This window comes from Janthinobacterium sp. TPC_1, from assembly GCF_056037845.1.
In genome coordinates this window covers 5,964,806-5,986,417 of record NZ_CP195157.1, presented here as the reverse complement: position 1 = coordinate 5,986,417, position 21,612 = coordinate 5,964,806, and the positions used below count along the sequence as shown (strand labels likewise).

Below are 21,612 nucleotides of genomic sequence, written 5' to 3'. Positions count from 1 at the left end.
CCGCATTTAAAACAACAACGCATCATCAAATTATAGGAAATACCATGAAAGTTTTTTACGACAAAGACGCTGACCTCTCCTTGATCAAGGGCAAAAACGTTGCCATCATCGGCTACGGTTCGCAAGGCCACGCGCACGCGCAAAACCTGAACGATTCGGGCGTCAACGTCACCGTCGGCCTGCGCAAGGGCGGCGCGTCGTGGACCAAGGTCGAACAAGCTGGCTTGAAAGTAGCGGAAGTCAACGACGCCGTGAAAGCGGCCGACGTCATCATGATCTTGTTGCCGGATGAAAACATCGCCCAGGTCTACAACGAAAACATCGCGCCGTTCGCCAAGCAGGGCGCCGTGCTGGCCTTCGCCCACGGCTTCAACGTGCATTACGGCCAGGTCGTGCCACGCGCCGACCTGGACGTGATCATGGTCGCGCCGAAAGCCCCGGGCCACACCGTGCGCGCCACCTACACCCAGGGCGGCGGCGTGCCCCACCTGATCGCCGTGTACCAGGACAAATCGGGCATCGCCCGCGATATCGCCCTGTCGTACGCCTCGGCCAACGGCGGCGGCCGTGCCGGCATCATCGAAACGAATTTCCGTGAAGAAACCGAAACGGACTTGTTCGGCGAACAAGCCGTGCTGTGCGGCGGCGCCGTGGAACTGATCAAGGCCGGCTTCGAAACCCTGACGGAAGCGGGTTACGCGCCTGAAATGGCGTACTTCGAGTGCTTGCACGAACTCAAGCTGATCGTCGACCTGATCTATGAAGGCGGCATCGCCAACATGAACTACTCGATCTCGAACAACGCCGAATACGGCGAATACGTGACCGGTCCTAAAGTCGTGACCTCGGCTACCAAGGATGCGATGCGTCAATGCCTGAAAGATATTCAGACGGGCGAATACGCGAAGAGCTTCATCCTGGAAAACAAGGCAGGCGCACCGACCCTGATCTCGCGCCGCCGTCTGACGTCCGAGCACCAGATCGAAGAAGTGGGCGCGAAACTGCGCGCCATGATGCCTTGGATCGCCAAGAACAAGATGGTTGACCAGTCGAAGAACTAAGCATTTACCGTTCCTCACACGAAGCCGGCGCAAGCCGGCTTTTTTGTGCGCGGGCGCTTTGCAGCCGCATCCGGTTACAATCAGGCCCATTCAACCATACCGTCAGCACCATGCTTGTTTTTTCTAAAGTTCTTGTTGGGAATCTTCATGTGGTCAAGCGCCCCGTTTCGGTTGCCCTCAGCTGCTGGTTTCTGGTCATCGGCTCGCTGTCGGCGCTGGTGTCGGCTTATCTCGGCCGCAACGATCCCGCCATGCAGGCGTGGATGGCGGACGGCGCGATTCCCGCCGAGGTGCAATACGCGATTTTGATCTTCAGTCAGGGCATTACCCTGGTGGCGGCGCTGGCCATGCTGCAGAGGCAGCGTGGCGCGCGCACTGTGTACCTGGTGTGGGGCGTGATCGACATTGCGTTCTGCCTGGCGACCTTGCCGCAGAAGATGTACGTCTTGCCTGGCGCGCTCCTGTTCGCCGTCATCTGCGCCTTGCTTTACAGTCCGAGATCGAATGCCTGGTTTTCGCCGCGCAAGGCGGCCAACGACGCCTGCATGACGCCAGCTTGAGCTCGGTTGTCTCTTTGTACGCACGCTTTTGCTGCGTTTGCTTTACAATCCCGCCCTTCCTTTGCAGTTTCATATAGCTGCATCTGTTTCGGTATCTGCCGACCGCAACGCGCATCACCGCTTTTGTAGCACGCCAGACGCTAATTGATCAGCCGCCTGGCAACCTGAAGGACCCCTATGACCGACCGCATTACCGCCACAGTCCCCATGCCGGGCACTGCCGAATCTTCCGTTTCCGAACGGCTTCCCATCCTGGCCTTGCTGGCCCTGGCCATGACGGCATTTCTCGCCCTGCTGTCCGAAACCTTGCCGGCCGGCTTGCTGCCGCAGATTGCCCGCGACCTGGGCATTTCCGAAGTCATGACTGGGCAGCTGGTCACCGTGTACGCCATCGGTTCCATCCTGACGGCGATTCCCCTGACGGCGCTGACAAGCACCTGGCGCCGGCGCAATGTCTTGTTGCTGGCCATCATCGGTTTCTTGATCTTCAATACGGCGACGGCCCTGGCGCCCAACTACCTCGTTGCCCTGGCCGCGCGCTTCGTCACCGGCATGGCCGCCGGCCTCGCCTGGGGCTTGATGGCCGGCTACGCGCGCCGCATGGTCGGCGTGGAGCAGCAGGGCAGGGCGATGGCCATTGCCATGATCGGTACGCCGCTGGCCCTGTCGCTGGGCGTGCCGCTGGGCACCCTGATGGGCGGCGTGCTGGGCTGGCGCAGCATCTTCGGCATCATGTCCGCCATGGCCGTGGTGCTGGTCGCGTGGGTGCTGCTGGCCGTGCCCGATTATCCGGGGCAAAAGAATGGCGAACGCCTGTCGATCCGGCAAGTGTTCATGACGCCGGGCGTGCGGCCGATTCTGGCGGTGATCGTCGCCTGGATGCTGGCGCATAACATTTTATATACCTATATTGCCCCGTTCCTGGCGCCGTCCGGCTTGCGCCCCCGCGTCGACCTGGTGCTGCTCGTGTATGGCGTGGGCTCCTTGGCCGGCATCTGGCTGGTCAGCCAGCTGATCGACCGCTGGCTGCGCCCGCTCGTGCTGGGCTGCATCGCCGCCTTTGCCCTCGTGATGGTGGCGCTGGGGCTGGCGATGGACTCGCCAATCGTCATCTATGTCAGCATGGCCATCTGGGGTATCACCTTCGGTGGCGCGGGTACCCTGCTGCAGACGGCGTCGGCGGACGCGGCCGGCGACGGCATGGACGTGGCGCAAGCGATGGTGGCGACCATCTGGAACGTGGCCATCGCGGGCGGCGGCCTGGCGGGAGGCATGTTGCTCGACGGCTATGGCGCGGCCTCGTTCCCATGGGCCATGCTGGCCTTGCTGCTGGTGGCGTTGGCCATCGCCTGGCGCGCGCACCGGCACAGTTTCAAGCCGGGCCGGCGCAGCGGCGGCGCGGTCATAGGTCACTAATAACACTGTTATTTTCAATGGCGGTGTATTGAAATGTGAGCAGATGTGACTGGCAAGCACATTTTGTGACGATTTGTTAATTTGCGCCACAGGAATGAACGAGGCGTTAGAATCTACACAGTTTGACAAGTTTCTCAAGCGAAAGGGATGGCAAAAGCGTCCCTTTCGCGGGCTGTCAGCCACATTAACTACCTAGGAGTACCCCCATGACCGTGATGAAATCCGTCCTTGTTGCCGCCGCCGCCACCGTTGCCCTGAGCGCGCAAGCCCAATCCTTGCCGACCAACGGCACCCTGGTGGTCGTACCCGCATTTGGCGAAGTCAAGCATGTCAATGACCAGGTGGTCGCTACCCTGGCCGTCGAAGAACAGGACAAGGACAAGGCTGCCGCCGCGTCGAGAGTCAATCAGAAGATGAACAAGGGTATCGCCATCGTCAAGCAGGCTGATCCGTCGGCCGCACTGAAATCGTACGGCTACTACACCTACCCCGTGTATCCGGAAGAGCGCCCATTGCCGGCCGGCGCCGTGGCCAAGCCGCGTTTGCCGACGGCCTGGCGCGTGGGCCAGTACCTGGAAGTGACGACGGCCAACCTGGCGACCTTGCCAAAAACCGTGTCGGCGGCGCAAGGCGTGCTGACCCTGAATGGCTTGAATTTCGGCCTGAAGCCGGAAACCATCCGCTTGCTGGACGACCAGCGCATCGCCGCCACGTATAAAAACCTGAACGAGCGCGTGGCCGCCATCGCCAAGGCCATGGGCCGCAACGTCTCCGACGCCGTGCTCGATACCGTGGACTTCGAAGGTTCGGGCAATTACGCCACCGAAAGCCGTCCTGCCGCCGCACCGATGATGATGCGCAGCGCCAAGATGGCCGAAGACAGCACCGTCGCCGAACCGAGCTTCGAACCGGGCGAAACCACGCTCGACATGCGCGTCGTTGGCAAGGTCAAGTTCAAGTAAGCGCACTCGCGTGGAAATGTTTCCGCGTTAGCATGTTTTAAGATGATCATGGGGCTGCTGGCCCCATGGTCGTTTTTGCCCCATTATTTTCCAGGAGAACACCATGACCGTCATGAAATCGTTGCTGGCCGCTGCCGCCGCTACCGTAGCCCTGGGCGCACACGCCCAAACCTTGCCCACCGCCGGCACCCTCGTGGTGGTGCCCGCGAATGGCGAAGTGGTGCATGCGAATGACCAGGTGACCGTCACCCTGGCCATCGAAGAGCAGGACAAGGACAAGGCCGCCGCCGCCTCGCGCGTGAACCAGAAGATGAACCAGGGCGTGGCCATCGTCAAGAAGGCCGACCCGCAAGCCGTGCTGAAGACCCAGGGTTACTACACGTATGCCGTGTACCCGGAAACGGCGCCCTTGCCGCCGGGCGTCGCCGCCAAGCCGCGTGTGCCGACCGGCTGGCGCGTAGGCCAGTACCTGCAGGTAACGACGACGAATCTGGCAGCCTTGCCGAAAACCGTGTCGGCCGCGCAAGGCGTGCTGACCCTGAACCGCCTGAACTTCGGCCTGGCGCCCGCCACCATCCGCAAGCTCGACGACCAGCGCATCGCCGCCGCCTACAAGAACCTCAACGAGCGCGTGACGGCCATCGCCGGTGCCATGGGCCGCAACGTCAACGATGCCGTCATCGACACCATTGATTTCGAAGGTTCGGGCAACTACGCGCAACGCGTCAGCGTGACCGGCGCGCGCAACATGAGCGCCGATTCCATGGGCTATGGCGGCAGCCAGGTGGCCGAACCGAGCTTCGAGCCGGGCGAAACCACCCTCAACATGGGGCTGGTGGCCAAGGTCAAGTTCAAATAAGGCTAGTATTGGTGTCAATATTGCCGGCTTGACGCCGCCGCGCTTTTCTTTGGCGGCGGCTCCTCTATAATGGCAACATTGGCAGGCGCATGCCGCAAGACGAATGCGCCTGCCATCTGGCACCGAATCCCCCGCAGTACACAAGATATGGAACAACATGGCAAACTTCCCCCGTCGTAGAGGCAAGAACGGCACTCCCGCAGCATCCAAAGCGTCCCGCTTCAGCAAATTCGTGCGCCAGCCGGTGGCCGATGGCACGGGCAAGAAAACCTTGCGCCGCCGCGGCATCTATCTGTTGCCGAACGCCTTCACGACGGCAGCCCTGTTTTGCGGCTTCTACGCCATCGTCATGGCCATGAACCAGAAATTCGAACACGCGGCCTGGGCCATCTTCATCGCCATGATCCTCGACGGCCTGGACGGCCGCATCGCGCGCCTGACGAATACGCAGAGCGAATTCGGCGCCCAGTACGACAGCCTGTCCGACATGGTGTCGTTCGGTGCCGCGCCGGCGCTGGTGATCTATGAGTGGTCGCTGCGCGGCATGGGCAAACTGGGCTGGCTGGCCGCCTTCGTGTATTGCGCTGGCGCCGCCTTGCGCCTGGCCCGCTTCAACACGAACATCGCCGTGGTCGACAAGCGCTTCTTCCAGGGCTTGCCCAGCCCGGCGGCGGCCGCCATGGTGGCCGGCTTCATCCTGCTGATGAACGACCTGGAATTTGCCGGCAACCAGCTGGCCTGGGTCTCGTGGACGATCGCCCTGTTCTCGGGCCTGACCATGGTCACCAACGTGCCGTTCTACAGTTTCAAGGATGTGAATTTCCGCAAGTCCGTGCCTTTCATCGTGGTATTCCTGCTGGCATTGTTCTTCGCGCTCATTTCCATCGACCCGCCGAAAGTGCTGTTCCCGATTTTCGTCGCCTATGGCCTGTCCGGCTACGCCGTGTTTTTCTGGCGCATGGCGAAGGGCAAGCCCGTCAGCATCATCCAGACCGACCCCGAGCATTAATGCGGCGAGTCGGTAGCGTCGCCAGTCTTCAGCCAGCCAGGAGCAGCCATGAACACCAGCAACCGACTCATCATTTTTGACACCACCTTGCGCGACGGCGAGCAATCGCCGGGCGCGTCCATGACGCGCGAGGAAAAGCTGCGCATCGCCAGGCAGCTCGAGCGCATGAAGGTCGACGTGATCGAAGCGGGCTTCGCCGCCGCCTCCCAGGGCGACTTCGAGTCGATACGGGCGATTGCCGGCGCCGTGCGCGAGTCCACCATCTGCTCGCTGTCGCGCGCCAACGACCGCGACATCGCCCGCGCCGCCGAAGCGTTGCAACCGGCCGAGCGCAAGCGCATCCACACCTTCATCGCCACGTCACCGCTGCACATGCAGATGAAGCTGCGCATGACGCCCGAGGAAGTTTTATTGCAGGCGCAGAACGCCGTGCGCTACGCGCGCCAGTTTACGGACGACATCGAATTCAGCCCCGAAGACGGCAGCCGCTCCGACGAGGATTTCCTCTGCCGCGTGCTCGAAGCCGTGATTGCCGAGGGCGCCACCACCATCAATTTCCCCGATACGGTCGGCTACGCCGTGCCTGAAATCTTCGGCGCTACCATCAAGCGCTTGCGCGAACGCATACCGAACTCCGATAAAGCCATCTGGTCTGTCCATTGTCATAACGACCTGGGCCTGGCCGTGGCCAATTCGCTGGCCGGCGTCATGATCGGCGGCGCGCGGCAGATCGAGTGCACCGTCAATGGCCTCGGCGAGCGGGCCGGCAATACGGCGCTGGAAGAAGTGGTGATGGCGCTGCGCACGCGCGCCGCCTACTACAACTTGACGGTGGGCATTGATACAACGCAAATCGTGGCCGCCTCGAAAATGGTGTCGCAGATCACGGGTTTTGCCGTGCAGCCGAACAAGGCCGTCGTCGGCGCGAACGCCTTTGCGCACGCGTCCGGCATCCACCAGGACGGCATTTTAAAGGCGCGCGAGACGTATGAAATCATGCGCGCCGAAGACGTGGGCTGGACTGCCAACAAGATCGTCCTCGGCAAATTGTCGGGCCGCAACGCCTTCAAGCAGCGCCTGCACGAGCTGGGCATTGCGCTCGAATCGGAAGCGGAAGTCAACGCGGCTTTTCTGCGCTTCAAGGAGCTGGCGGACCGCAAATCCGAGATTTTCGACGAAGACATCATGGCCCTCGTCAGCGATGAACAGCAGGCGCAGGAGAGCGAGCACTACCGATTTATTGCGCTGACGCAACAGTCGACGACGGGCGCCGTGCCCCATGCGCGCGTGGAATTCCTCGTCGGCGGCGTGCAGCGCAGCTGCGAAGGGCAGGGCGACGGTCCCGTCGACGCCACCGTCAACGCCATCGAAAGCGCGGCCGCCAGCGGCGCGGAGCTGGTCTTGTTCTCCGTCAATGCCATCAGCACGGGCGCGCAGTCGCAGGGCGAGGTGACGATGCGGCTGTCGCGCGACGGTCGCATCGTCAACGGCGTGGGCGCCGACCCGGACATCATCGTCGCGTCGGCCAAGGCGTATTTGTCGGCGCTCAATAAGTTACACGCCAAGGATGAGCGGATCGACCCGCAACCTTAGTGAAGGACGCCTGATTAAACCTACTACGCGTCGATATAGGTGGCCTGCGATGCTCACCGTACTAGAGTACGGTTGCGCTTCTTAGCCAACTCTCTCTTCCGCTCGCTACGGTTTTATCAGGCGTTGTTGCGCCGGTAATGTCTTACCAGAAAAAGCGGCGCTCTTCCTTGGCAGATCGGGCCCGTTCATCATCATGCGCACGATGCCGTCGTGGTCGAAATGCACGTGCATCATGGAATCCCACACGCCCGATTCCTTGTAGCGGTAAGACCAGACGTGCAGTTTCGGCAGCGACAGATACGAAGTTTCCGTCGGGCGGCCCAGCGTGTGCAGCACGTCTTGCTGGGTCGACACGCCTACCTTGATGCGGGCAAAGCCCGGCGTGTCGAGCACTTGCTCGTAGGAAATCAACTTGTCGTCGGGGCCGAAGCGGGCCATGTAGGTATATTGACCGTACGGCCCCGTCGCGTATTCCAGTTCCGGCCCCGTGGGCAGCTGGTAGATATTCGTTGGACGGCCCAGGCGCGCTTCCACGGCGGCGCGCGGCTCGCCCGGCTGCGGCGGCGGGACGTTCCAGCTGGCGCAGCCAGCCAGCACGGCAAACAGCAGCGGTGTTGCTAATTTGAGCAGATTTTTCATGTTGGACCTCCTGAAATGCAGGAAAACCCTATCATGCACCGAGAAAAGCGCGCACGACAGGATACAGGCGGGCATTTTTCCGATATACTTGCGCGTCTGGTTGGAAGCCTAGGCCAGTATTTTAATAATCGTAGTTCACGGTGGATAGGGTTCAGACTCTGTGCACCGCATGTGAAAGGTTTATCATGACAGTAGAAAACATCAACAAAGCCGCTATCATCGCGGACAACGCACGTGGTCAAAACGACACCGGCTCCCCTGAAGTGCAAGTTGCACTGCTGACAGCTCGCATCAACGAACTGAACGGCCACTTCAAAGCCCACTCGAAAGATCACCACTCCCGCCGCGGCCTGATCATGATGGTCAACCGTCGTAAGAGCCTGTTGTCCTACCTGAAGGCTAAAGACGCTACCCGTTATCGCGACCTGATCGCTAAACTTGGTCTGCGCAAGTAATTTTTGCCGTACAAGGTTTATACAGAAATGCCTGCGCCAGTTCGCTGACGCGGGCATTTTGTCATTTGAATTCCGGATTTATGTCGGGAAGTACAGTATTCTCTACCGACATCATGTTTTAAAAGTAAAGTAGCAAAGGTGGCAACAAGTAAAGGCAGCATTTTTACGCCGCCTGTGGTGAGGTGAACGACAGCCCCTGAAAATCTGTCGGCAATTAGAAAAGGGATACCCCATGTTTAACAAAGTTACGAAAACCTTCCAGTACGGTCAACATCAAGTGACCCTGGAAACCGGCGAAATCGCTCGTCAGGCATCCGGCGCAGTGCTGGTGTCGATCGAAGATACCGTCGTTCTGGCAACGGTAGTGGCGCGCAAAGATGCCAAGCCAGGCCAGGATTTCTTCCCTTTGACGGTTGATTATGTCGAGAAAACCTATGCTGCCGGTAAAATCCCGGGCGGTTTTTTCAAGCGCGAAGGCCGTCCTTCCGAAAAAGAAACACTGACATCGCGTCTGATCGACCGTCCTATCCGTCCGCTGTTCCCGGAAGGCTACCTGAATGAAGTGCAAGTCATCATTCACTGCTGTCGGTCAACCCTGAAATCGATCCGGACATCGCCGCCATGATCGGCGCCTCGGCCGCCCTGTGCGTGTCGGGCGTGCCTTTCAACGGTCCTATCGGCGCCGCGCGCGTCGGTTACGCCAACGGCCAGTACATCCTGAACCCGACCGTCCAGCAACTGAAAACGTCGGAAATGGACCTGGTTGTCGCCGGTACCGAAACGGCCGTGCTGATGGTCGAATCGGAAGCGAAACAGCTGTCCGAAGAAATCATGCTGGGCGCCGTGGTCTTTGGCCACGACCAGATGAAAGTCGTCATCGACGCGATTCACGACCTGGTGCGTGACGGCGGCAAGCCGGAAGTGGAATGGGCGCCTGCGCCGAAAAACGAAGCACTGATCGCCCGCGTCGCGCATTTCGCCAACGCCAAGATCAATGACGCGTATCAAACCAAGGACAAGCAAGAGCGCACGGCCAAGCTGAAGGCGGCAACGTCGGAAGTGATCGCCGACCTGTCGGCCGAAGCGGCTGCCGCCGGCGGCGCGTCGATCGACAGCGCTGAAGTCAACAACATCCTGTTCGACATCGAAGCCAAGATCGTGCGTACGCAGATCCTGGACGGCGAGCCACGCATCGACGGCCGCGACACGCGCACCGTGCGTCCGATCTCGATCCGCACCAGCGTGCTGCCACGCACCCACGGTTCGGCCCTGTTCACGCGCGGCGAAACGCAGGCGCTGGTCGTGGCAACTTTGGGCACCGCCCGCGACAGCCAGAAGATCGATGCGCTGATGGGCGAATTCACGGATTCGTTCATGCTGCATTACAACATGCCTCCGTTCGCCACCGGCGAAACGGGCCGCGTCGGTACGCCGAAGCGCCGCGAAATCGGCCACGGCCGCCTGGCCAAGCGCGCGCTGATCGCCGCCCTGCCAGCCGCCGAAGAGTTCAGCTACTCGGTGCGCCTGGTATCGGAAATCACGGAATCGAACGGTTCCTCGTCGATGGCATCCGTCTGCGGCGGCTGCCTGGCACTGATGGACGCCGGCGTGCCGATGAAAGAACACGTGGCCGGTATCGCCATGGGCCTGATCAAGGAAGGCGGCAAGTTTGCCGTGCTGTCCGACATCCTGGGCGACGAAGATCACCTGGGCGACATGGACTTCAAGGTAGCCGGTACCCGCAACGGTATCACGGCGCTGCAGATGGACATCAAGATCATGGGCATCACCAAGGAAATCATGCAAGTGGCGCTGGCGCAAGCCAAGGAAGGCCGCGAGCACATCCTGGGCGAAATGCAAAAAGCCATGCCGCACGTCAAAACCGAACTGTCCGATTTCGCACCGCGTCTGATCACCATCAAGATCAACCCGGAAAAAATCCGTGACGTGATCGGCAAGGGCGGCGCCGTGATCCGCGCGCTGACCGAAGAGACGGGCACCCAGATCGACATCAGCGACGAAGGCGTGGTCACCATCGCTTCCGTCGACGCTGCCGCCGGCCAGGAAGCCAAGCGCCGCATCGAAGAATTGACGGCATCCGTCGAAGTGGGCAAGACCTACGAAGGCACCGTGCTGAAACTGCTGGACTTCGGCGCCATCGTGCAAGTCATGCCAGGCAAGGACGGCTTGCTGCACATCTCGCAGATCGCCAACGAGCGCGTCAACGCCGTGGCCGACTACCTGAAAGAAGGCCAGCTGGTGCGCGTCAAGGTTCTGGAAACGGACGACCGCGGCCGCCTGAAGCTGTCGATGAAAGCTGCCGAAGGCAACGAAGCGCCAGCCGCTTAAGTTCGTCTAAGTTAGCCTGAGTGCGGCTTTCGCCGCATGCTCAAAAACCGCCGGCGCGCAAGCCCTGGCGGTTTTTTTATGCGCATCGTTTGCGCTGCATCGAAGCTGTGTGCCGACGCGTGCACCGGCCTTGATGCAGGTCGCATTGGCCGGTTTTGCGCCTTGTAGATTCAAGGGGGGATCCACCCCTGAACGAGTCTTCCAAGGAGATGCAGCATGCGCACATTCTGCGGGCTGGCCGCCGCCTTTCTGTTTGCCGTCGCGCCCGGTGTCCGGGCACAGCTGGACAACGCACCCACGCCGGTGCCGCTGCCCATTCCCATCGCCGCCGCGTCCGCGTCCATGCCGGCGCAAGACCTCGATGCCTTGCGCGCCGTGCATGCGCGCGAAATCAATGACCTCAGCACCTTCAGGACGGCGGGCTTGCCGCGGGATGCGATCGATGCCTACCTCGAGAGCGGACCAGGGCGGCAATTCCTGCGCGAACTGCGCGCCGCCGATCCTGCCGCGTCGGCCGACACCATCTATGCGCGGGCCGTAGAACAGCTTGCTTCCGGCAGCACCGTGCCGGACTTGCAAGCCATGTCGGCCGCCTTGGTAAAAATCGTGCCGCATGGCCAGAATGTGTCGCCGTATTCGCCGTATTTCACCACCAGCGCGCAATTGCAGCAGGCCTCGGGCCAGTGCGCCACCCTGGCCGACTGTTTCGGCTTGCCCTTGAAGAGAGCGAGGCGCCGCTGTATGATGTGTATCAAATCATGCCCAAGGGTACCGTCAACGTGTTCGTCAGCCAGGTGGCGCCCACGCAGGAACTGGGCGGGCTGGTGCGGCGCAAGGGTGGGGCGCAGCAGTATTTATTGCCCAACCGTAGTCTGTGGTCGGCACCCGTGCTGATCGGCACGATCAAGAATTGAGGAGACATGATGGATCAACAGCGCTTGCAAGCCAGCGCCGCCGAACTGGGGCAATTGCTGGCGCGCCTGGCGCCCGCCGATGGGGAAGTGGCCGACCTGCGCAGCGCGCTCGAGCCGCTGCTGGCGTTGGCGGGCAGCGGCGCCTTGACCGCGCCCCTGCCGTGGGGCGATATCCCGGGCGGGCGCTATTTTACGGAAGGCGGCTTGCGCCGGTATCCCGAGCTGGAGCAGGCGTTTGCCCGCTTCCGCATCGAAGCGACGGGCGGCGAATCGCCCGCCTTGCGCAAGCTGCGGGGCGAGATATAGTGAATATATCGTCAACATGAAGTTAATATAAGGTATCAATTGTTGTTTATGGGTAATTGAGAGTCGGTATTGCTTGACGACAAAATCTTATTCCCCGACCATGGCGCATCCCTCCCGATTTCCTCTTTTTTTATTGGATGCACCATGTTGTCCTCCCTTAAGGCGCGGCTGATCGCCATCGCCGTTTCCATCGTCGTGCTGGCCATGCTGGCCGTCGCCATCGCCAATTTCTTTACCACGCGCGCCAGCACCCTGGCTGCGCTCGACACGCAGATGCTGCAGTTGTCGCATAGCCATGCCACGGCCATTGCCGAATGGCTGCGTTCCAAGCAAGCCGTCGTAGGTTCGCTCAAGCAGGGCGCCACGGCGGCCGATCCGCTGCCGGCCCTGAAGGCGGCCGAGCAGGCGGGCACCTTCGACATGGCGTACATCGGCTTTGCCGACAAGCACGCGGTCTTTTCGCAGGAGCGCAAGCGCGCCGCCGACTACGATCCCACGGCGCGGCCCTGGTACAAGCTGGCGTCCGAGACGGGCGGCCCCATCATCACTGCGCCGTATATCGGCGCCAGCACGGGCAAGCTGGTGGTGACGTTTGCCGAGCCGCTGGGCGGCAAGGGCAGCGTGACGGGCGTGATGGCGGCCGACGTGATGATGGATGCCGTGGTGCAAAACGTCGCGTCGATCAAGCCGACGCCGGCCAGCTACGGCTTTCTCGTCGATGGCGGCGGTAAGATCATCGCCCACCCGGACGGCAAGCTGACCTTGAAGCCGCTGGCCGAGCTGGACCCGGGCCTGAGCGCGCAGGCGCTGGCCGATATTGAAAAGAGCGGCGACGGCGCCGCCATCCGCCTGGACGGACGTGACGGCATTTTGCATGTGAGTAAGGTACCAGGCAGCGACTGGCTGCTGGCCACCGTGCTGGACCGGGCGGAAGCCACGCAAGCCTTGAGTTCCATGCTGCGCGCCTCGGCCCTGACGGCCTTGCTGGTGCTGGCCCTGGCCGCCACGGTCTTGAGTGTGCTGGTGGCGCGCGCCCTGCGCCGCCTGGGCCTGGTGCGCGATGCGATGGAAGCGATCGCCACGGGCGACGGCGACCTGACCAGTCGCCTCGACGCGCAAGGCACGGACGAACTGGCGCAGATCGCCAAGGCATTCAATCTGTTCGTCGAAAAGATCGCCACCGTGCTGGTGCAGATCCGCAGCATCAGCACCCTGGTGCGCAGCGAGTCGGCCGATATTGCCGCCGGCAACGCCGACCTGTCCTCGCGCACGGAAGCGCAAGCGGGCGCGCTGGAAGAGACGGCCAGTTCGATGGATGAACTGACCTCGACGGTGAAACAGAATGCGGAAAACGCGCATGCGGCCAATGAGCTGGCCATGTCCGCCTCGGAAGTGGCGGCCAAGGGCGGCCGCGTGGTGCAGCAGGTGGTGGGCACGATGGCCGGCATCCAGGAAAGTTCGCGCAAGATCGTCGACATCATCGGCGTGATTGACGGCATCGCCTTCCAGACGAATATCCTGGCCCTGAACGCGGCCGTCGAGGCGGCGCGCGCGGGCGAGCAGGGCAGGGGCTTTGCCGTGGTGGCGTCCGAAGTGCGCAACCTGGCGCAACGCTCCGCTGGCGCGGCGAAGGAAATCAAGGAGCTGATCGGCGACTCGGTGGAAAAAGTCGATGCGGGCGGGCGTCTTGTCGATGAAGCGGGCCAGACCATGGATCAGGTGGTGGCCTCGGTGCAGCAATTGACGACCATCATGAGCGAGATCACGGTGGCCAGCCGCGAACAGAGCGCCGGCATCGGCGAGATCAATACGGCCGTCACGCACATGGATACCATGACACAGCAAAACGCGGCACTCGTCGAGCAAGCGGCCGCTGCCGCGGAAAGCCTGCAGGAGCAGGCCGTGGACCTGGCGCAAGCCGTCGGCATGTTCCGCCTGGGCGATGCGCCTGCTGCGGCACCGGCGCCCGCGACGCGCCTCAAGGCAAAGCCGGCCGCATCGGTACCACGTGCGCCGGCCCGCGCGCTGTCGCCATCGCTATCGACAGTCAAGCCCGTCAAGGCAGCCAAGTCCGGCGCCGACGAGTGGGAAGAGTTCTAAGACGAACTCTGCTGGATGTGACGTTCATCCGCGTTTTTGTCAGGCCAGCCTGCCAAAAGCGCAGTTCGTCGCAATCGGCGTGTTGGCCGGGGGCGGTATGGCTATAGTGACACCATACCGCAAGCCCACTGCCAGACACCCGAGGAGATTCAAATGAACGTCGCTAAAAACATGGAAGTCATTGCCGTTGCCGCCGCCATCGTGCTCGGCGCCAGCTGCTACGCCATCGCCCCGGCCGCTCCGGCCCTGCAAGTGGCCAGTTCCACGGCCACCGTGGCTGCGCCAGCGGACAAGGCGGCCATGCAAGTGGTGGTGGTCAAGGCCAAGCGCCTGACTGCCTTGGAAAAGGCCCGTTTCGCATAATTGATTGTCAGCAATTTTCGGCACTGCTACAGTGCTGTTGCGCGAGCAATGCCGGCACCCCTGGCGGACGGCCTGACAGATAAAAACAAGATACCGAGGATGCACTACATGAAAAAGACACTGGAACTGGCGCTGTTGTTGCTGGTCACACTGGGGTTCGTGCGCGGCGCGGCCGCCGAGACCCGCTTGCTGGAAATGCGCAGCGTCGACGCCCGCGTGGTGAGGGTCAAGCTCGATGGCGTGATGGAAGTGCGCATTCGCCAGGGCAACGTGCCTTCGCTGAGCATCACGGCCGACAAGCGCTACATTGCCGATGTCAGCACGGCGCAAAGCGGCGACACCCTGCACATCGAGACGGAAGTGCGCGGCTTCAAGATCGGCCCTTCGTCGATCCGCGCCGACCTGGTCTTGCCGAACTTGCGCGAACTGAGTTCGGAAGGCTTCGGCAGCACGGACATCACGGGCTTCAAGGGCGAGGAACTGACCCTGTCGCTGGAGGGGGCGGGCAGCATCAAGCTGGTGGGCGACTACCGCAAGCTCAATGCCAGCCTGGGCGGCGTGGGCAGCATGCAGATATGGATAGGTAACAATGAGCGGGCCGAGCTGGACTTGCAGGGCGCCGGCTCGGTGGTGCTGGGCGGACGCGGACGCATGCTGAAAGCCAGCCTGGGCGGCCTGGGCAGCCTGAATGCGCAGCAGTTCGAAGCGGACGCCGTCAACCTGGAATTGAGCGGCCTGGGCAACGCCACGGTGAATGCCCATACGAATGCCAAGCTGAACCTGAGCGGACTCGGTTCGGTGGTGGTGTACGGCAAACCGGCTAACCGCGACGTCAGCGTCGAGGGCCTGGGCAAGGTGAGCTGGAAGTAAGCAAGCGCAGCCAGGCCTAGCTGTCCTTGGACTGGATAAGAAAAAGCAGTGAGACCACATCCCATTCCGATGAAAAAACTGATCATTACATTACTCATGCTGTTGACGATACAGCTGGCCGCGCGGGCCGGCTTCGTCGAAGGCGCCAGCGCCTACAACAACAAGAATTACGCGCTGGCTTACAAGGAAATATTGCCCCTTGCTAAGACCGGCAACGCCGATGCCCAGCATTTGCTGGGCTTGATGTATTACATGGGGCGTGGCTTGCCGCAGGATTACAAGCAAGCCATGTTCTGGCACCGCAAGGCGGCCGAGCAGGGCAAGGCCGACGCCCAGTACGTGGTGGGCGCCATGTATTACACGGGCAACGCCGTGCTGCAAGACCACAAGCAGGCCGTCAGCTGGTTCCGCAAGGCGGCCGAGCAGAATCATGCCGAGGCGCAACAGGTGCTGGGCCTGATGTACCGCTACCACATGGGCGGCGTGCAGCAGGATAACGTCATCGCCTACATGCTGTGGAATCTGGCGGCCGCGAATGGCAACGCGAATGCGGCCGACCAGCGCGCCGCCGTCGTGCGCAAGATGACGCATGAGCAAGTCGAGGAAGGGCAGGCCCTGTCGGCGAAATGGAAGCCGGGCACGCCCTTGCCGCGCCAGTCGAAGACGGGCGCCGGTTAAGAGGGGCGGTGGTCTGCAGGGGAGGGCGGCTTGGCGTACAATCGCCGTTTTCCCTTGAAAGAGTCCCGCCATGCGTGCAGTTGCCATCAGCCAGCCAGGTCCCGCCGACGTTTTGCAGGTCGCCGAACGTCCCATGCCGCAATTTAAAGCGGGCGAACTGCTGATCAAGGTGCACGCGGCCGGCATCAACCGCCCTGACGTGCTGCAGCGCCTGGGCAAGTATGCGCCGCCCGCCGGCGCGTCCGACTTGCCGGGCCTGGAAGTGGCGGGCGAAGTCGTCGATGGTGATTTCACCAGCACGGCATTCAAGAAGGGCGACCTGGTCTGCGCGCTGGTGCAGGGCGGCGGCTATGCCGAATATTGCGCCGCGCCGAGCGGTCAGTGCCTGCCCTTGCCGAAAGGCTTGACGGCGCTGGAAGGCGCGTCCCTGCCCGAGAACTTCTTTACCGTGTGGAGCAATGTGTTCGACCGCTGCGCGCTGGCCGATGGTGAAACCTTGCTGGTGCAGGGCGGCACGTCCGGCATCGGCGTGACGGCCATTCAATTGGCGGCCGCACTCGGTCACCGCGTGTTTGCCACGGCCGGCAGCGACGAAAAGGCGCGCGCCTGCGAGGCGCTGGGTGCCGAACGGGGCATCAATTACCGCACGGAAGATTTTGTCGCCGTCGTCAAGGAGTTAACTGATGGCAAAGGCGTCGACGTCATCCTCGACATGGTGGGCGGCGACTACTTGCCGCGCGAAATCGACTGCCTGGCCGACGATGGCCGCATCGGCCTGATCGCCGTGCAGGGCGGCACCAAAGCCACCCTGGACCTGGGGCAAGTGCTGCGCCGCCGCCTGAGCGTCAGCGGTTCGACCTTGCGCCCCCGTTCCGTCGCCTTCAAGGCGGCCATCGCAAACCACCTGCGCACGACCGTCTGGCCGCTGATCGAGGCGGGCAAGATCAAGCCCGTCATCTATCAAACTTTCCCGTTGGAAAAGGCCAGCGAGGCGCATGCCTTGATGGAAGCGAGCACGCACGTGGGCAAGATCATGTTGCAAGTTGCCTGAAACGGGGCGCTGCCTGTTTGACCGGCATCGGTGCCGGGGTTAGAATGACGGGTTATTAAGAATTTAGGCTACTATGCGTCGCAAACTCGTCGTCGGAAATTGGAAAATGAACGGCAGTCGCACCTCGAACGCGGTGTTATTGTCTGAAATAGTTGCTGGCTTGACCGCCTCTGGCGCCGCCAGCGCCGTCTGTGTGCCCGCGCCGTATCTGGCGCAGTGCCAGGCGCAATTGGCAGGCACGGCTCTCGGTTGGGGTGCGCAAGATGTTTCCGCGCACGCCAGCGGCGCCTACACGGGCGAAATCTCGGTTGCCATGCTGCAGGATTTCGGCTGCGGCTATGTGGTGATCGGGCATTCCGAGCGCCGCGCCTACCACGGCGAGAGCGATGCGCAGGTGGCGGCCAAGACGGTTGCCGCGCTGGCGGCGGGCATCACGCCCATCGTCTGCATCGGCGAGACGCTGGCGCAGCGCGAAGCGGGCCAGACCAATGCGGTGGTGGAGCAGCAACTGGGCGCCGTGCTGGCGGCGATTTCCGCCGGCGACGTGGCGAAACTGGTGCTGGCCTACGAGCCGGTCTGGGCCATCGGCACGGGCAAGACGGCCACGCCGCAAATGGCGCAGGACGTGCATCAGGTATTGCGTGCCCAGCTGGCAGAAAAGAATGCGGTAGCGGCCGCCGGCGTGCAAATCCTGTACGGCGGCAGCATGAAGCCGGAGAACGCAAAAGAATTGATGGCGATGCCGGATATCGATGGCGGTCTGATCGGTGGAGCAGCATTGAAGGCGGCGGATTTCCTGGCGATTATTCACGCCGCTGATTGAATTACTTTAAACTAAGAATGGAATTGCAATGAACATGATGTTCAATCTGGTAGTGGTAGTACAGGTTATTTCGGCATTGTCGATTATCGCGCTGGTGTTGCTGCAGCACGGCAAGGGCGCCGACATGGGCGCCGCGTTTGGTTCGGGCGCCTCGGGCAGCCTGTTCGGTGCGACGGGTTCGTCGAACTTCATGTCGAAATCGACGGGCGTTGCCGCCGCGATCTTCTTCGGCGCCACGCTGGCCTTGTCGCTGATGGCCAATCAGCGCGCCACCACGGTGGGCGGCGGCGTGATGGACAAAGTCGTCAAGCCAGTGCCGGTCACCGGCGCGGGCGCGATCCCGACGACGGTGCCTGCAGCACCGGCCGCCAGCGCTCCCGCAGCAGCGGCACCGGTTGCCAGCACCCCGGCAGGCGCGATTCCGAAGTAATTCAGTGTCACCGAGTAGTATCTCGATACCTCATCGAGAGTAATTCTCATTACGGGCAGATTATTGCTCAATGTTTTAGCAGTGCGGCAGGAAAAAATCGTGACGCGCTGGAAGATGTAAAAATTTATCGTTTTTATCTGTGTTTTGATGCATTTGTGCATTAACTTTAGCGGCAAAGCAGAGTAGAATACGGGCCTTACCGCCGACGTGGTGAAATTGGTAGACACGCTATCTTGAGGGGGTAGTGGCGCAAGCTGTACGAGTTCGAGTCTCGTCGTCGGCACCAGAAATCAGAAGCCAGCAACGGCGCACGAGCCATGGCTCGTACAAAGTTGCTGGCTTTTTTTACGAGGATGTGTCGTTCGATCCTGGTCTTAGCTTTGATTGGGGTCGTGCGTTAGATACGCTGCAAATGATCGCAGCGTCCTCATTTAACCGATCGTTCAATATAAGCTCATCAATCGTGAACCTCGAAAATTACTTCCCCGTCCTGCTGTTCATTATTATCGGCCTCGGTGTCGGTATCGCTCCCCAGCTCCTGGGGCGCCTGTTAGGCCCTAACAAGCCTGACGCAGCAAAACTCTCCCCGTACGAATGTGGTTTTGAAGCATTCGAAGACGCGCGCATGAAATTCGATGTGCGCTACTATCTGGTCGCAATCCTGTTTATTTTGTTCGATCTGGAAACGGCATTCTTTTTTTCCCATGGGGCGTTGCAATGCGCGACCTGGGCTGGGCCGGTTTCGTCACGATGATGGTGTTCATCGCTGAATTCGTGGTCGGATTTTGGTACATTTGGAAGAAAGGTGCCCTTGACTGGGAATAAGCCATGGCTATTGAAGGCGTATTAAGCGAAGGTTTCATCACCACCTCGGCCGACAAGCTGATCAACTGGGCGCGCACCGGGTCTATGTTCCCGATGACGTTCGGTCTGGCCTGCTGTGCGGTCGAAATGATGCATGTGGGCGCAGCCCGCTACGATATGGACCGTTTCGGCGTCGTGTTCCGTCCGTCGCCGCGTCAGTCCGACGTCATGATCGTTGCCGGTACCCTGTGCAACAAGATGGCGCCGGCCCTGCGCAAGGTCTACGACCAGATGGCAGAGCCACGCTGGGTCATCTCGATGGGTTCCTGCGCCAATGGCGGCGGGTACTACCATTACTCCTATTCCGTGGTGCGCGGCTGCGACCGCATCGTGCCCGTCGACGTGTATGTGCCTGGCTGTCCTCCGACCGCTGAAGCCTTGCTGTACGGCATCATGCAGTTGCAGAACAAGATCAAGCGTACCAGCACGATCGCACGCTAACCGGGCCGCTTCAGATTATGACAACACATTTAGAAGTATTGCAAAACGCCCTCGGCACTGCCCTGGGCGATCGCGTTAGCACGACGGTTGCGCTGGGCGAAGTCACCCTGGTCGTCAAGGCCGAGGACTACCTGGCCGTGATGCAGACCCTGCGCGACGATCCGGCCCTGCATTTCGAGCAATTGCTCGACCTGTGCGGCGTCGATTACTCGACCTACGGCGACGGCAGCTGGGATGGCCTGCGTTTCGCGGCCGTTTCGCACTTGCTGTCGGTCAAGCACAACTGGCGCGTGCGCGTGCGCGTGTTTGCGCCGGACGACGACATGCCGCTGCTGCCCTCCGTGGTCGGCATCTGGCGCGCCGTCAACTGGTACGAGCGCGAAGCGTTCGACCTGCTGGGCATCCTCTTCGAAGGCCACAACGACTTGCGCCGCCTGCTGACCGATTACGGTTTCATCGGCCATCCGTTCCGCAAGGATTTCCCCGTCTCCGGCTATGTCGAGATGCGTTACGATCCGGAACAAAAGCGCGTGATTTACCAGCCCGTGACGATCGAGCCGCGGGAAAACGTGCCGCGCGTGATCCGCGAAGAACATTACGGGATGAAATAATGGCTGAGATTAAGAACTACACCCTGAACTTTGGGCCGCAGCATCCGGCCGCGCACGGTGTGCTGCGCCTGGTGCTGGAGATGGATGGCGAAGTCATCCAGCGCGCCGACCCGCATATCGGCCTGCTGCACCGCGCCACCGAAAAGCTGGCCGAACAGAAGACCTACCTGCAATCCGTGCCGTACATGGACCGTCTCGACTATGTGTCGATGATGTGCAATGAACATGCGTACGTGATGGCCATCGAAAAGATGCTGGGCCTGGAAGTGCCGCTGCGCGCGCAATACATCCGCGTCATGTTCGACGAGATGACGCGCATCCTGAATCACCTGATGTGGCTCGGCACCCACGCGCTGGACGTCGGCGCCATGGGCCCGTTCCTGTATTGCTTCCGCGACCGCGAAGACTTGTTCGACGCCTACGAGGCAGTGTCGGGCGCGCGTATGCACGCGGCCTACTACCGTCCGGGCGGCGTGTACCGCGACTTGCCGGATGCAATGCCGCAGCACAAGGCATCGATCATCCGCAACGCCAAGGCCATCGGCAAACTGAACGAAAACCGCCAGGGTTCCCTGCTGGACTTCATCGAAGACTTCGCGCGCCGCTTCCCGAACTCGGTGGACGAGTACGAAACATTGCTGACCGACAACCGTATCTGGAAACAGCGTACCGTCGGCATCGGCGTGGTCTCGCCGGAAGATGCGCTGGCCATGGGCTTTACGGGCGCCATGCTGCGCGGCTCGGGCGTGCAGTGGGATTTGCGCAAGAAACAGCCGTACGAAGTGTACGACCTGATGGATTTCGACATTCCTATCGGCACCAACGGCGATTGCTACGACCGCTACCTGGTCCGCGTGGAAGAGCTGCGCCAGTCGAACCGCATCATCAAGCAATGCGTGGAGTGGCTGCGCAACAATGAAGGTCCTGTCATGACCAGCAACCGCAAGGTGGCGCCTCCGGGCCGCGTCGACATGAAGACCAACATGGAATCGCTGATTCACCACTTCAAGCTGTTCACGGAAGGCTTCCACGTGCCGCCAGGCGAGGCCTACAGCGCCGTGGAGCATCCGAAGGGCGAGTTCGGCGTGTACCTGGTGTCCGATGGCGCCAACAAGCCGTACCGCATGAAACTGCGCGCGCCAGACTACGCCCACTTGCAGTCGCTCGACGAGATGGCGCGTGGGCACATGCTTGCCGACGCCGTGACCATCATCGGGACGCAAGATATCGTGTTCGGCAGTATTGACCGCTAAGAGGC

General features: G+C 61.5%; 21 protein-coding genes, 1 tRNA gene and 2 pseudogenes. 23 read left to right on the top strand and 1 reads right to left on the bottom strand.

Translation table 11 applies throughout. The annotated features are described in order from the left end of the window. The first annotated feature begins 44 nt into the window (after positions 1-44). The 7 genes from ilvC to ACQVLG_RS29080 all read left to right on the top strand — a co-directional run bounded on the left by ilvC (position 45) and on the right by ACQVLG_RS29080 (position 7,460). Positions 45-1,061 carry a ketol-acid reductoisomerase gene (gene ilvC / locus ACQVLG_RS29110; RefSeq protein ID WP_034750044.1) on the top strand — a complete coding sequence of 339 codons (1,017 nt, stop codon included), beginning with the start codon at positions 45-47 and terminating at the stop codon, positions 1,059-1,061. A gap of 149 nt (positions 1,062-1,210) precedes the next feature. Continuing rightward, complete coding sequence (locus ACQVLG_RS29105) at positions 1,211-1,621, top strand: hypothetical protein (protein WP_474292090.1); 411 nt, start codon at positions 1,211-1,213, stop codon at positions 1,619-1,621. 177 nt (positions 1,622-1,798) lie between these two features. Continuing rightward, positions 1,799-3,037, top strand: coding sequence for an MFS transporter (locus ACQVLG_RS29100; protein ID WP_474292089.1), 1,239 nt, complete (start codon positions 1,799-1,801; stop codon positions 3,035-3,037). 206 nt (positions 3,038-3,243) lie between these two features. Then, positions 3,244-3,999 (top strand): SIMPL domain-containing protein, encoded by a 756-nt coding sequence (locus ACQVLG_RS29095; RefSeq protein WP_071076344.1) that lies wholly within the window; start codon positions 3,244-3,246, stop codon positions 3,997-3,999. A gap of 103 nt (positions 4,000-4,102) precedes the next feature. Beyond that, complete coding sequence (locus tag ACQVLG_RS29090; RefSeq protein WP_474292088.1) at positions 4,103-4,858, top strand: SIMPL domain-containing protein; 756 nt, start codon at positions 4,103-4,105, stop codon at positions 4,856-4,858. Between the two features lie 157 nt (positions 4,859-5,015). Beyond that, positions 5,016-5,867 carry a CDP-diacylglycerol--serine O-phosphatidyltransferase gene (gene pssA, locus ACQVLG_RS29085; RefSeq protein WP_230540367.1) on the top strand — a complete coding sequence of 284 codons (852 nt, stop codon included), beginning with the start codon at positions 5,016-5,018 and terminating at the stop codon, positions 5,865-5,867. Between the two features lie 48 nt (positions 5,868-5,915). Further along, positions 5,916-7,460, top strand: coding sequence for a 2-isopropylmalate synthase (locus ACQVLG_RS29080; RefSeq protein WP_474292087.1), 1,545 nt, complete (start codon positions 5,916-5,918; stop codon positions 7,458-7,460). Positions 7,461-7,565: 105 nt separating this feature from the next. Here the strand turns inward: ACQVLG_RS29080 and bamE are convergent, their stop codons facing one another. Then, positions 7,566-8,099 (bottom strand): outer membrane protein assembly factor BamE domain-containing protein, encoded by a 534-nt coding sequence (bamE, locus tag ACQVLG_RS29075; RefSeq protein WP_474292086.1) that lies wholly within the window; start codon positions 8,097-8,099, stop codon positions 7,566-7,568. Between the two features lie 185 nt (positions 8,100-8,284). On the opposite strand from bamE, the gene rpsO reads away from it, so the two are divergent. From rpsO to ACQVLG_RS28995, 16 genes and pseudogenes are all read left to right on the top strand, one after another. Beyond that, positions 8,285-8,554 carry a 30S ribosomal protein S15 gene (gene rpsO / locus ACQVLG_RS29070; protein ID WP_010399743.1) on the top strand — a complete coding sequence of 90 codons (270 nt, stop codon included), beginning with the start codon at positions 8,285-8,287 and terminating at the stop codon, positions 8,552-8,554. A 232-nt stretch (positions 8,555-8,786) separates the two neighbouring features. Further along, positions 8,787-10,903: pseudogene (gene pnp / locus ACQVLG_RS29065) on the top strand (polyribonucleotide nucleotidyltransferase). Positions 10,904-11,119: 216 nt separating this feature from the next. Continuing rightward, complete coding sequence (locus ACQVLG_RS29060) at positions 11,120-11,797, top strand: hypothetical protein (protein WP_474292085.1); 678 nt, start codon at positions 11,120-11,122, stop codon at positions 11,795-11,797. 29 nt (positions 11,798-11,826) lie between these two features. Beyond that, entirely contained in the window at positions 11,827-12,123 is a 297-nt protein-coding gene (locus tag ACQVLG_RS29055; RefSeq protein ID WP_230540371.1) for a hypothetical protein, read from the top strand. 144 nt (positions 12,124-12,267) lie between these two features. Further along, positions 12,268-14,223: a methyl-accepting chemotaxis protein gene (locus ACQVLG_RS29050; protein WP_474292084.1), complete on the top strand. Its 1,956-nt coding sequence runs from the start codon at positions 12,268-12,270 to the stop codon at positions 14,221-14,223. A 153-nt stretch (positions 14,224-14,376) separates the two neighbouring features. Then, entirely contained in the window at positions 14,377-14,586 is a 210-nt protein-coding gene (locus ACQVLG_RS29045) for a hypothetical protein (RefSeq protein ID WP_474292083.1), read from the top strand. 108 nt (positions 14,587-14,694) lie between these two features. Then, a complete protein-coding gene (locus tag ACQVLG_RS29040; RefSeq protein ID WP_230540374.1) occupies positions 14,695-15,456 on the top strand; it encodes a GIN domain-containing protein in 762 nt (253 codons plus the stop codon). Between the two features lie 69 nt (positions 15,457-15,525). After that, a complete protein-coding gene (locus ACQVLG_RS29035) occupies positions 15,526-16,134 on the top strand; it encodes a tetratricopeptide repeat protein (RefSeq protein ID WP_474292082.1) in 609 nt (202 codons plus the stop codon). Positions 16,135-16,204: 70 nt separating this feature from the next. Next, positions 16,205-17,185 carry an NAD(P)H-quinone oxidoreductase gene (locus ACQVLG_RS29030; protein WP_474292081.1) on the top strand — a complete coding sequence of 327 codons (981 nt, stop codon included), beginning with the start codon at positions 16,205-16,207 and terminating at the stop codon, positions 17,183-17,185. Between the two features lie 73 nt (positions 17,186-17,258). Further along, positions 17,259-18,008: a triose-phosphate isomerase gene (gene tpiA, locus ACQVLG_RS29025; protein ID WP_474292080.1), complete on the top strand. Its 750-nt coding sequence runs from the start codon at positions 17,259-17,261 to the stop codon at positions 18,006-18,008. A gap of 28 nt (positions 18,009-18,036) precedes the next feature. Beyond that, entirely contained in the window at positions 18,037-18,438 is a 402-nt protein-coding gene (secG, locus tag ACQVLG_RS29020; RefSeq protein WP_035820525.1) for a preprotein translocase subunit SecG, read from the top strand. Between the two features lie 201 nt (positions 18,439-18,639). Next, positions 18,640-18,724, top strand: a tRNA-Leu gene (locus tag ACQVLG_RS29015). Between the two features lie 177 nt (positions 18,725-18,901). Then, positions 18,902-19,263: pseudogene (locus tag ACQVLG_RS29010) on the top strand (NADH-quinone oxidoreductase subunit A). A 3-nt stretch (positions 19,264-19,266) separates the two neighbouring features. After that, complete coding sequence (locus tag ACQVLG_RS29005) at positions 19,267-19,743, top strand: NuoB/complex I 20 kDa subunit family protein (RefSeq protein ID WP_010399733.1); 477 nt, start codon at positions 19,267-19,269, stop codon at positions 19,741-19,743. A gap of 17 nt (positions 19,744-19,760) precedes the next feature. Continuing rightward, on the top strand, positions 19,761-20,354 hold the full coding sequence (locus ACQVLG_RS29000) for an NADH-quinone oxidoreductase subunit C (RefSeq protein WP_072452729.1): 594 nt from the start codon (positions 19,761-19,763) through the stop codon (positions 20,352-20,354). Then, entirely contained in the window at positions 20,354-21,607 is a 1,254-nt protein-coding gene (locus ACQVLG_RS28995; protein ID WP_034749992.1) for an NADH-quinone oxidoreductase subunit D, read from the top strand. The genes ACQVLG_RS29000 and ACQVLG_RS28995 overlap by 1 nt, the downstream gene beginning before the upstream one ends. Positions 21,608-21,612 lie beyond the last annotated feature (5 nt).

What these genes read in the sequence shown, in the direction of transcription:
- ilvC (WP_034750044.1), top strand. Translation starts at nt 45, where the DNA reads ATGAAAGTTTTTTACGACAAAGACGCTGACCTCTCCTTGATCAAGGGC.
- ACQVLG_RS29100 (WP_474292089.1), top strand. Translation starts at nt 1,799, where the DNA reads ATGACCGACCGCATTACCGCCACAGTCCCCATGCCGGGCACTGCCGAA.
- ACQVLG_RS29095 (WP_071076344.1), top strand. Translation starts at nt 3,244, where the DNA reads ATGACCGTGATGAAATCCGTCCTTGTTGCCGCCGCCGCCACCGTTGCC.
- ACQVLG_RS29090 (WP_474292088.1), top strand. Translation starts at nt 4,103, where the DNA reads ATGACCGTCATGAAATCGTTGCTGGCCGCTGCCGCCGCTACCGTAGCC.
- pssA (WP_230540367.1), top strand. Translation starts at nt 5,016, where the DNA reads ATGGCAAACTTCCCCCGTCGTAGAGGCAAGAACGGCACTCCCGCAGCA.
- ACQVLG_RS29080 (WP_474292087.1), top strand. Translation starts at nt 5,916, where the DNA reads ATGAACACCAGCAACCGACTCATCATTTTTGACACCACCTTGCGCGAC.
- bamE (WP_474292086.1), bottom strand. Translation starts at nt 8,099, where the DNA reads ATGAAAAATCTGCTCAAATTAGCAACACCGCTGCTGTTTGCCGTGCTG.
- rpsO (WP_010399743.1), top strand. Translation starts at nt 8,285, where the DNA reads ATGACAGTAGAAAACATCAACAAAGCCGCTATCATCGCGGACAACGCA.
- ACQVLG_RS29060 (WP_474292085.1), top strand. Translation starts at nt 11,120, where the DNA reads ATGCGCACATTCTGCGGGCTGGCCGCCGCCTTTCTGTTTGCCGTCGCG.
- ACQVLG_RS29055 (WP_230540371.1), top strand. Translation starts at nt 11,827, where the DNA reads ATGGATCAACAGCGCTTGCAAGCCAGCGCCGCCGAACTGGGGCAATTG.
- ACQVLG_RS29050 (WP_474292084.1), top strand. Translation starts at nt 12,268, where the DNA reads ATGTTGTCCTCCCTTAAGGCGCGGCTGATCGCCATCGCCGTTTCCATC.
- ACQVLG_RS29045 (WP_474292083.1), top strand. Translation starts at nt 14,377, where the DNA reads ATGAACGTCGCTAAAAACATGGAAGTCATTGCCGTTGCCGCCGCCATC.
- ACQVLG_RS29040 (WP_230540374.1), top strand. Translation starts at nt 14,695, where the DNA reads ATGAAAAAGACACTGGAACTGGCGCTGTTGTTGCTGGTCACACTGGGG.
- ACQVLG_RS29035 (WP_474292082.1), top strand. Translation starts at nt 15,526, where the DNA reads ATGAAAAAACTGATCATTACATTACTCATGCTGTTGACGATACAGCTG.
- ACQVLG_RS29030 (WP_474292081.1), top strand. Translation starts at nt 16,205, where the DNA reads ATGCGTGCAGTTGCCATCAGCCAGCCAGGTCCCGCCGACGTTTTGCAG.
- tpiA (WP_474292080.1), top strand. Translation starts at nt 17,259, where the DNA reads ATGCGTCGCAAACTCGTCGTCGGAAATTGGAAAATGAACGGCAGTCGC.
- secG (WP_035820525.1), top strand. Translation starts at nt 18,037, where the DNA reads ATGAACATGATGTTCAATCTGGTAGTGGTAGTACAGGTTATTTCGGCA.
- ACQVLG_RS29005 (WP_010399733.1), top strand. Translation starts at nt 19,267, where the DNA reads ATGGCTATTGAAGGCGTATTAAGCGAAGGTTTCATCACCACCTCGGCC.
- ACQVLG_RS29000 (WP_072452729.1), top strand. Translation starts at nt 19,761, where the DNA reads ATGACAACACATTTAGAAGTATTGCAAAACGCCCTCGGCACTGCCCTG.
- ACQVLG_RS28995 (WP_034749992.1), top strand. Translation starts at nt 20,354, where the DNA reads ATGGCTGAGATTAAGAACTACACCCTGAACTTTGGGCCGCAGCATCCG.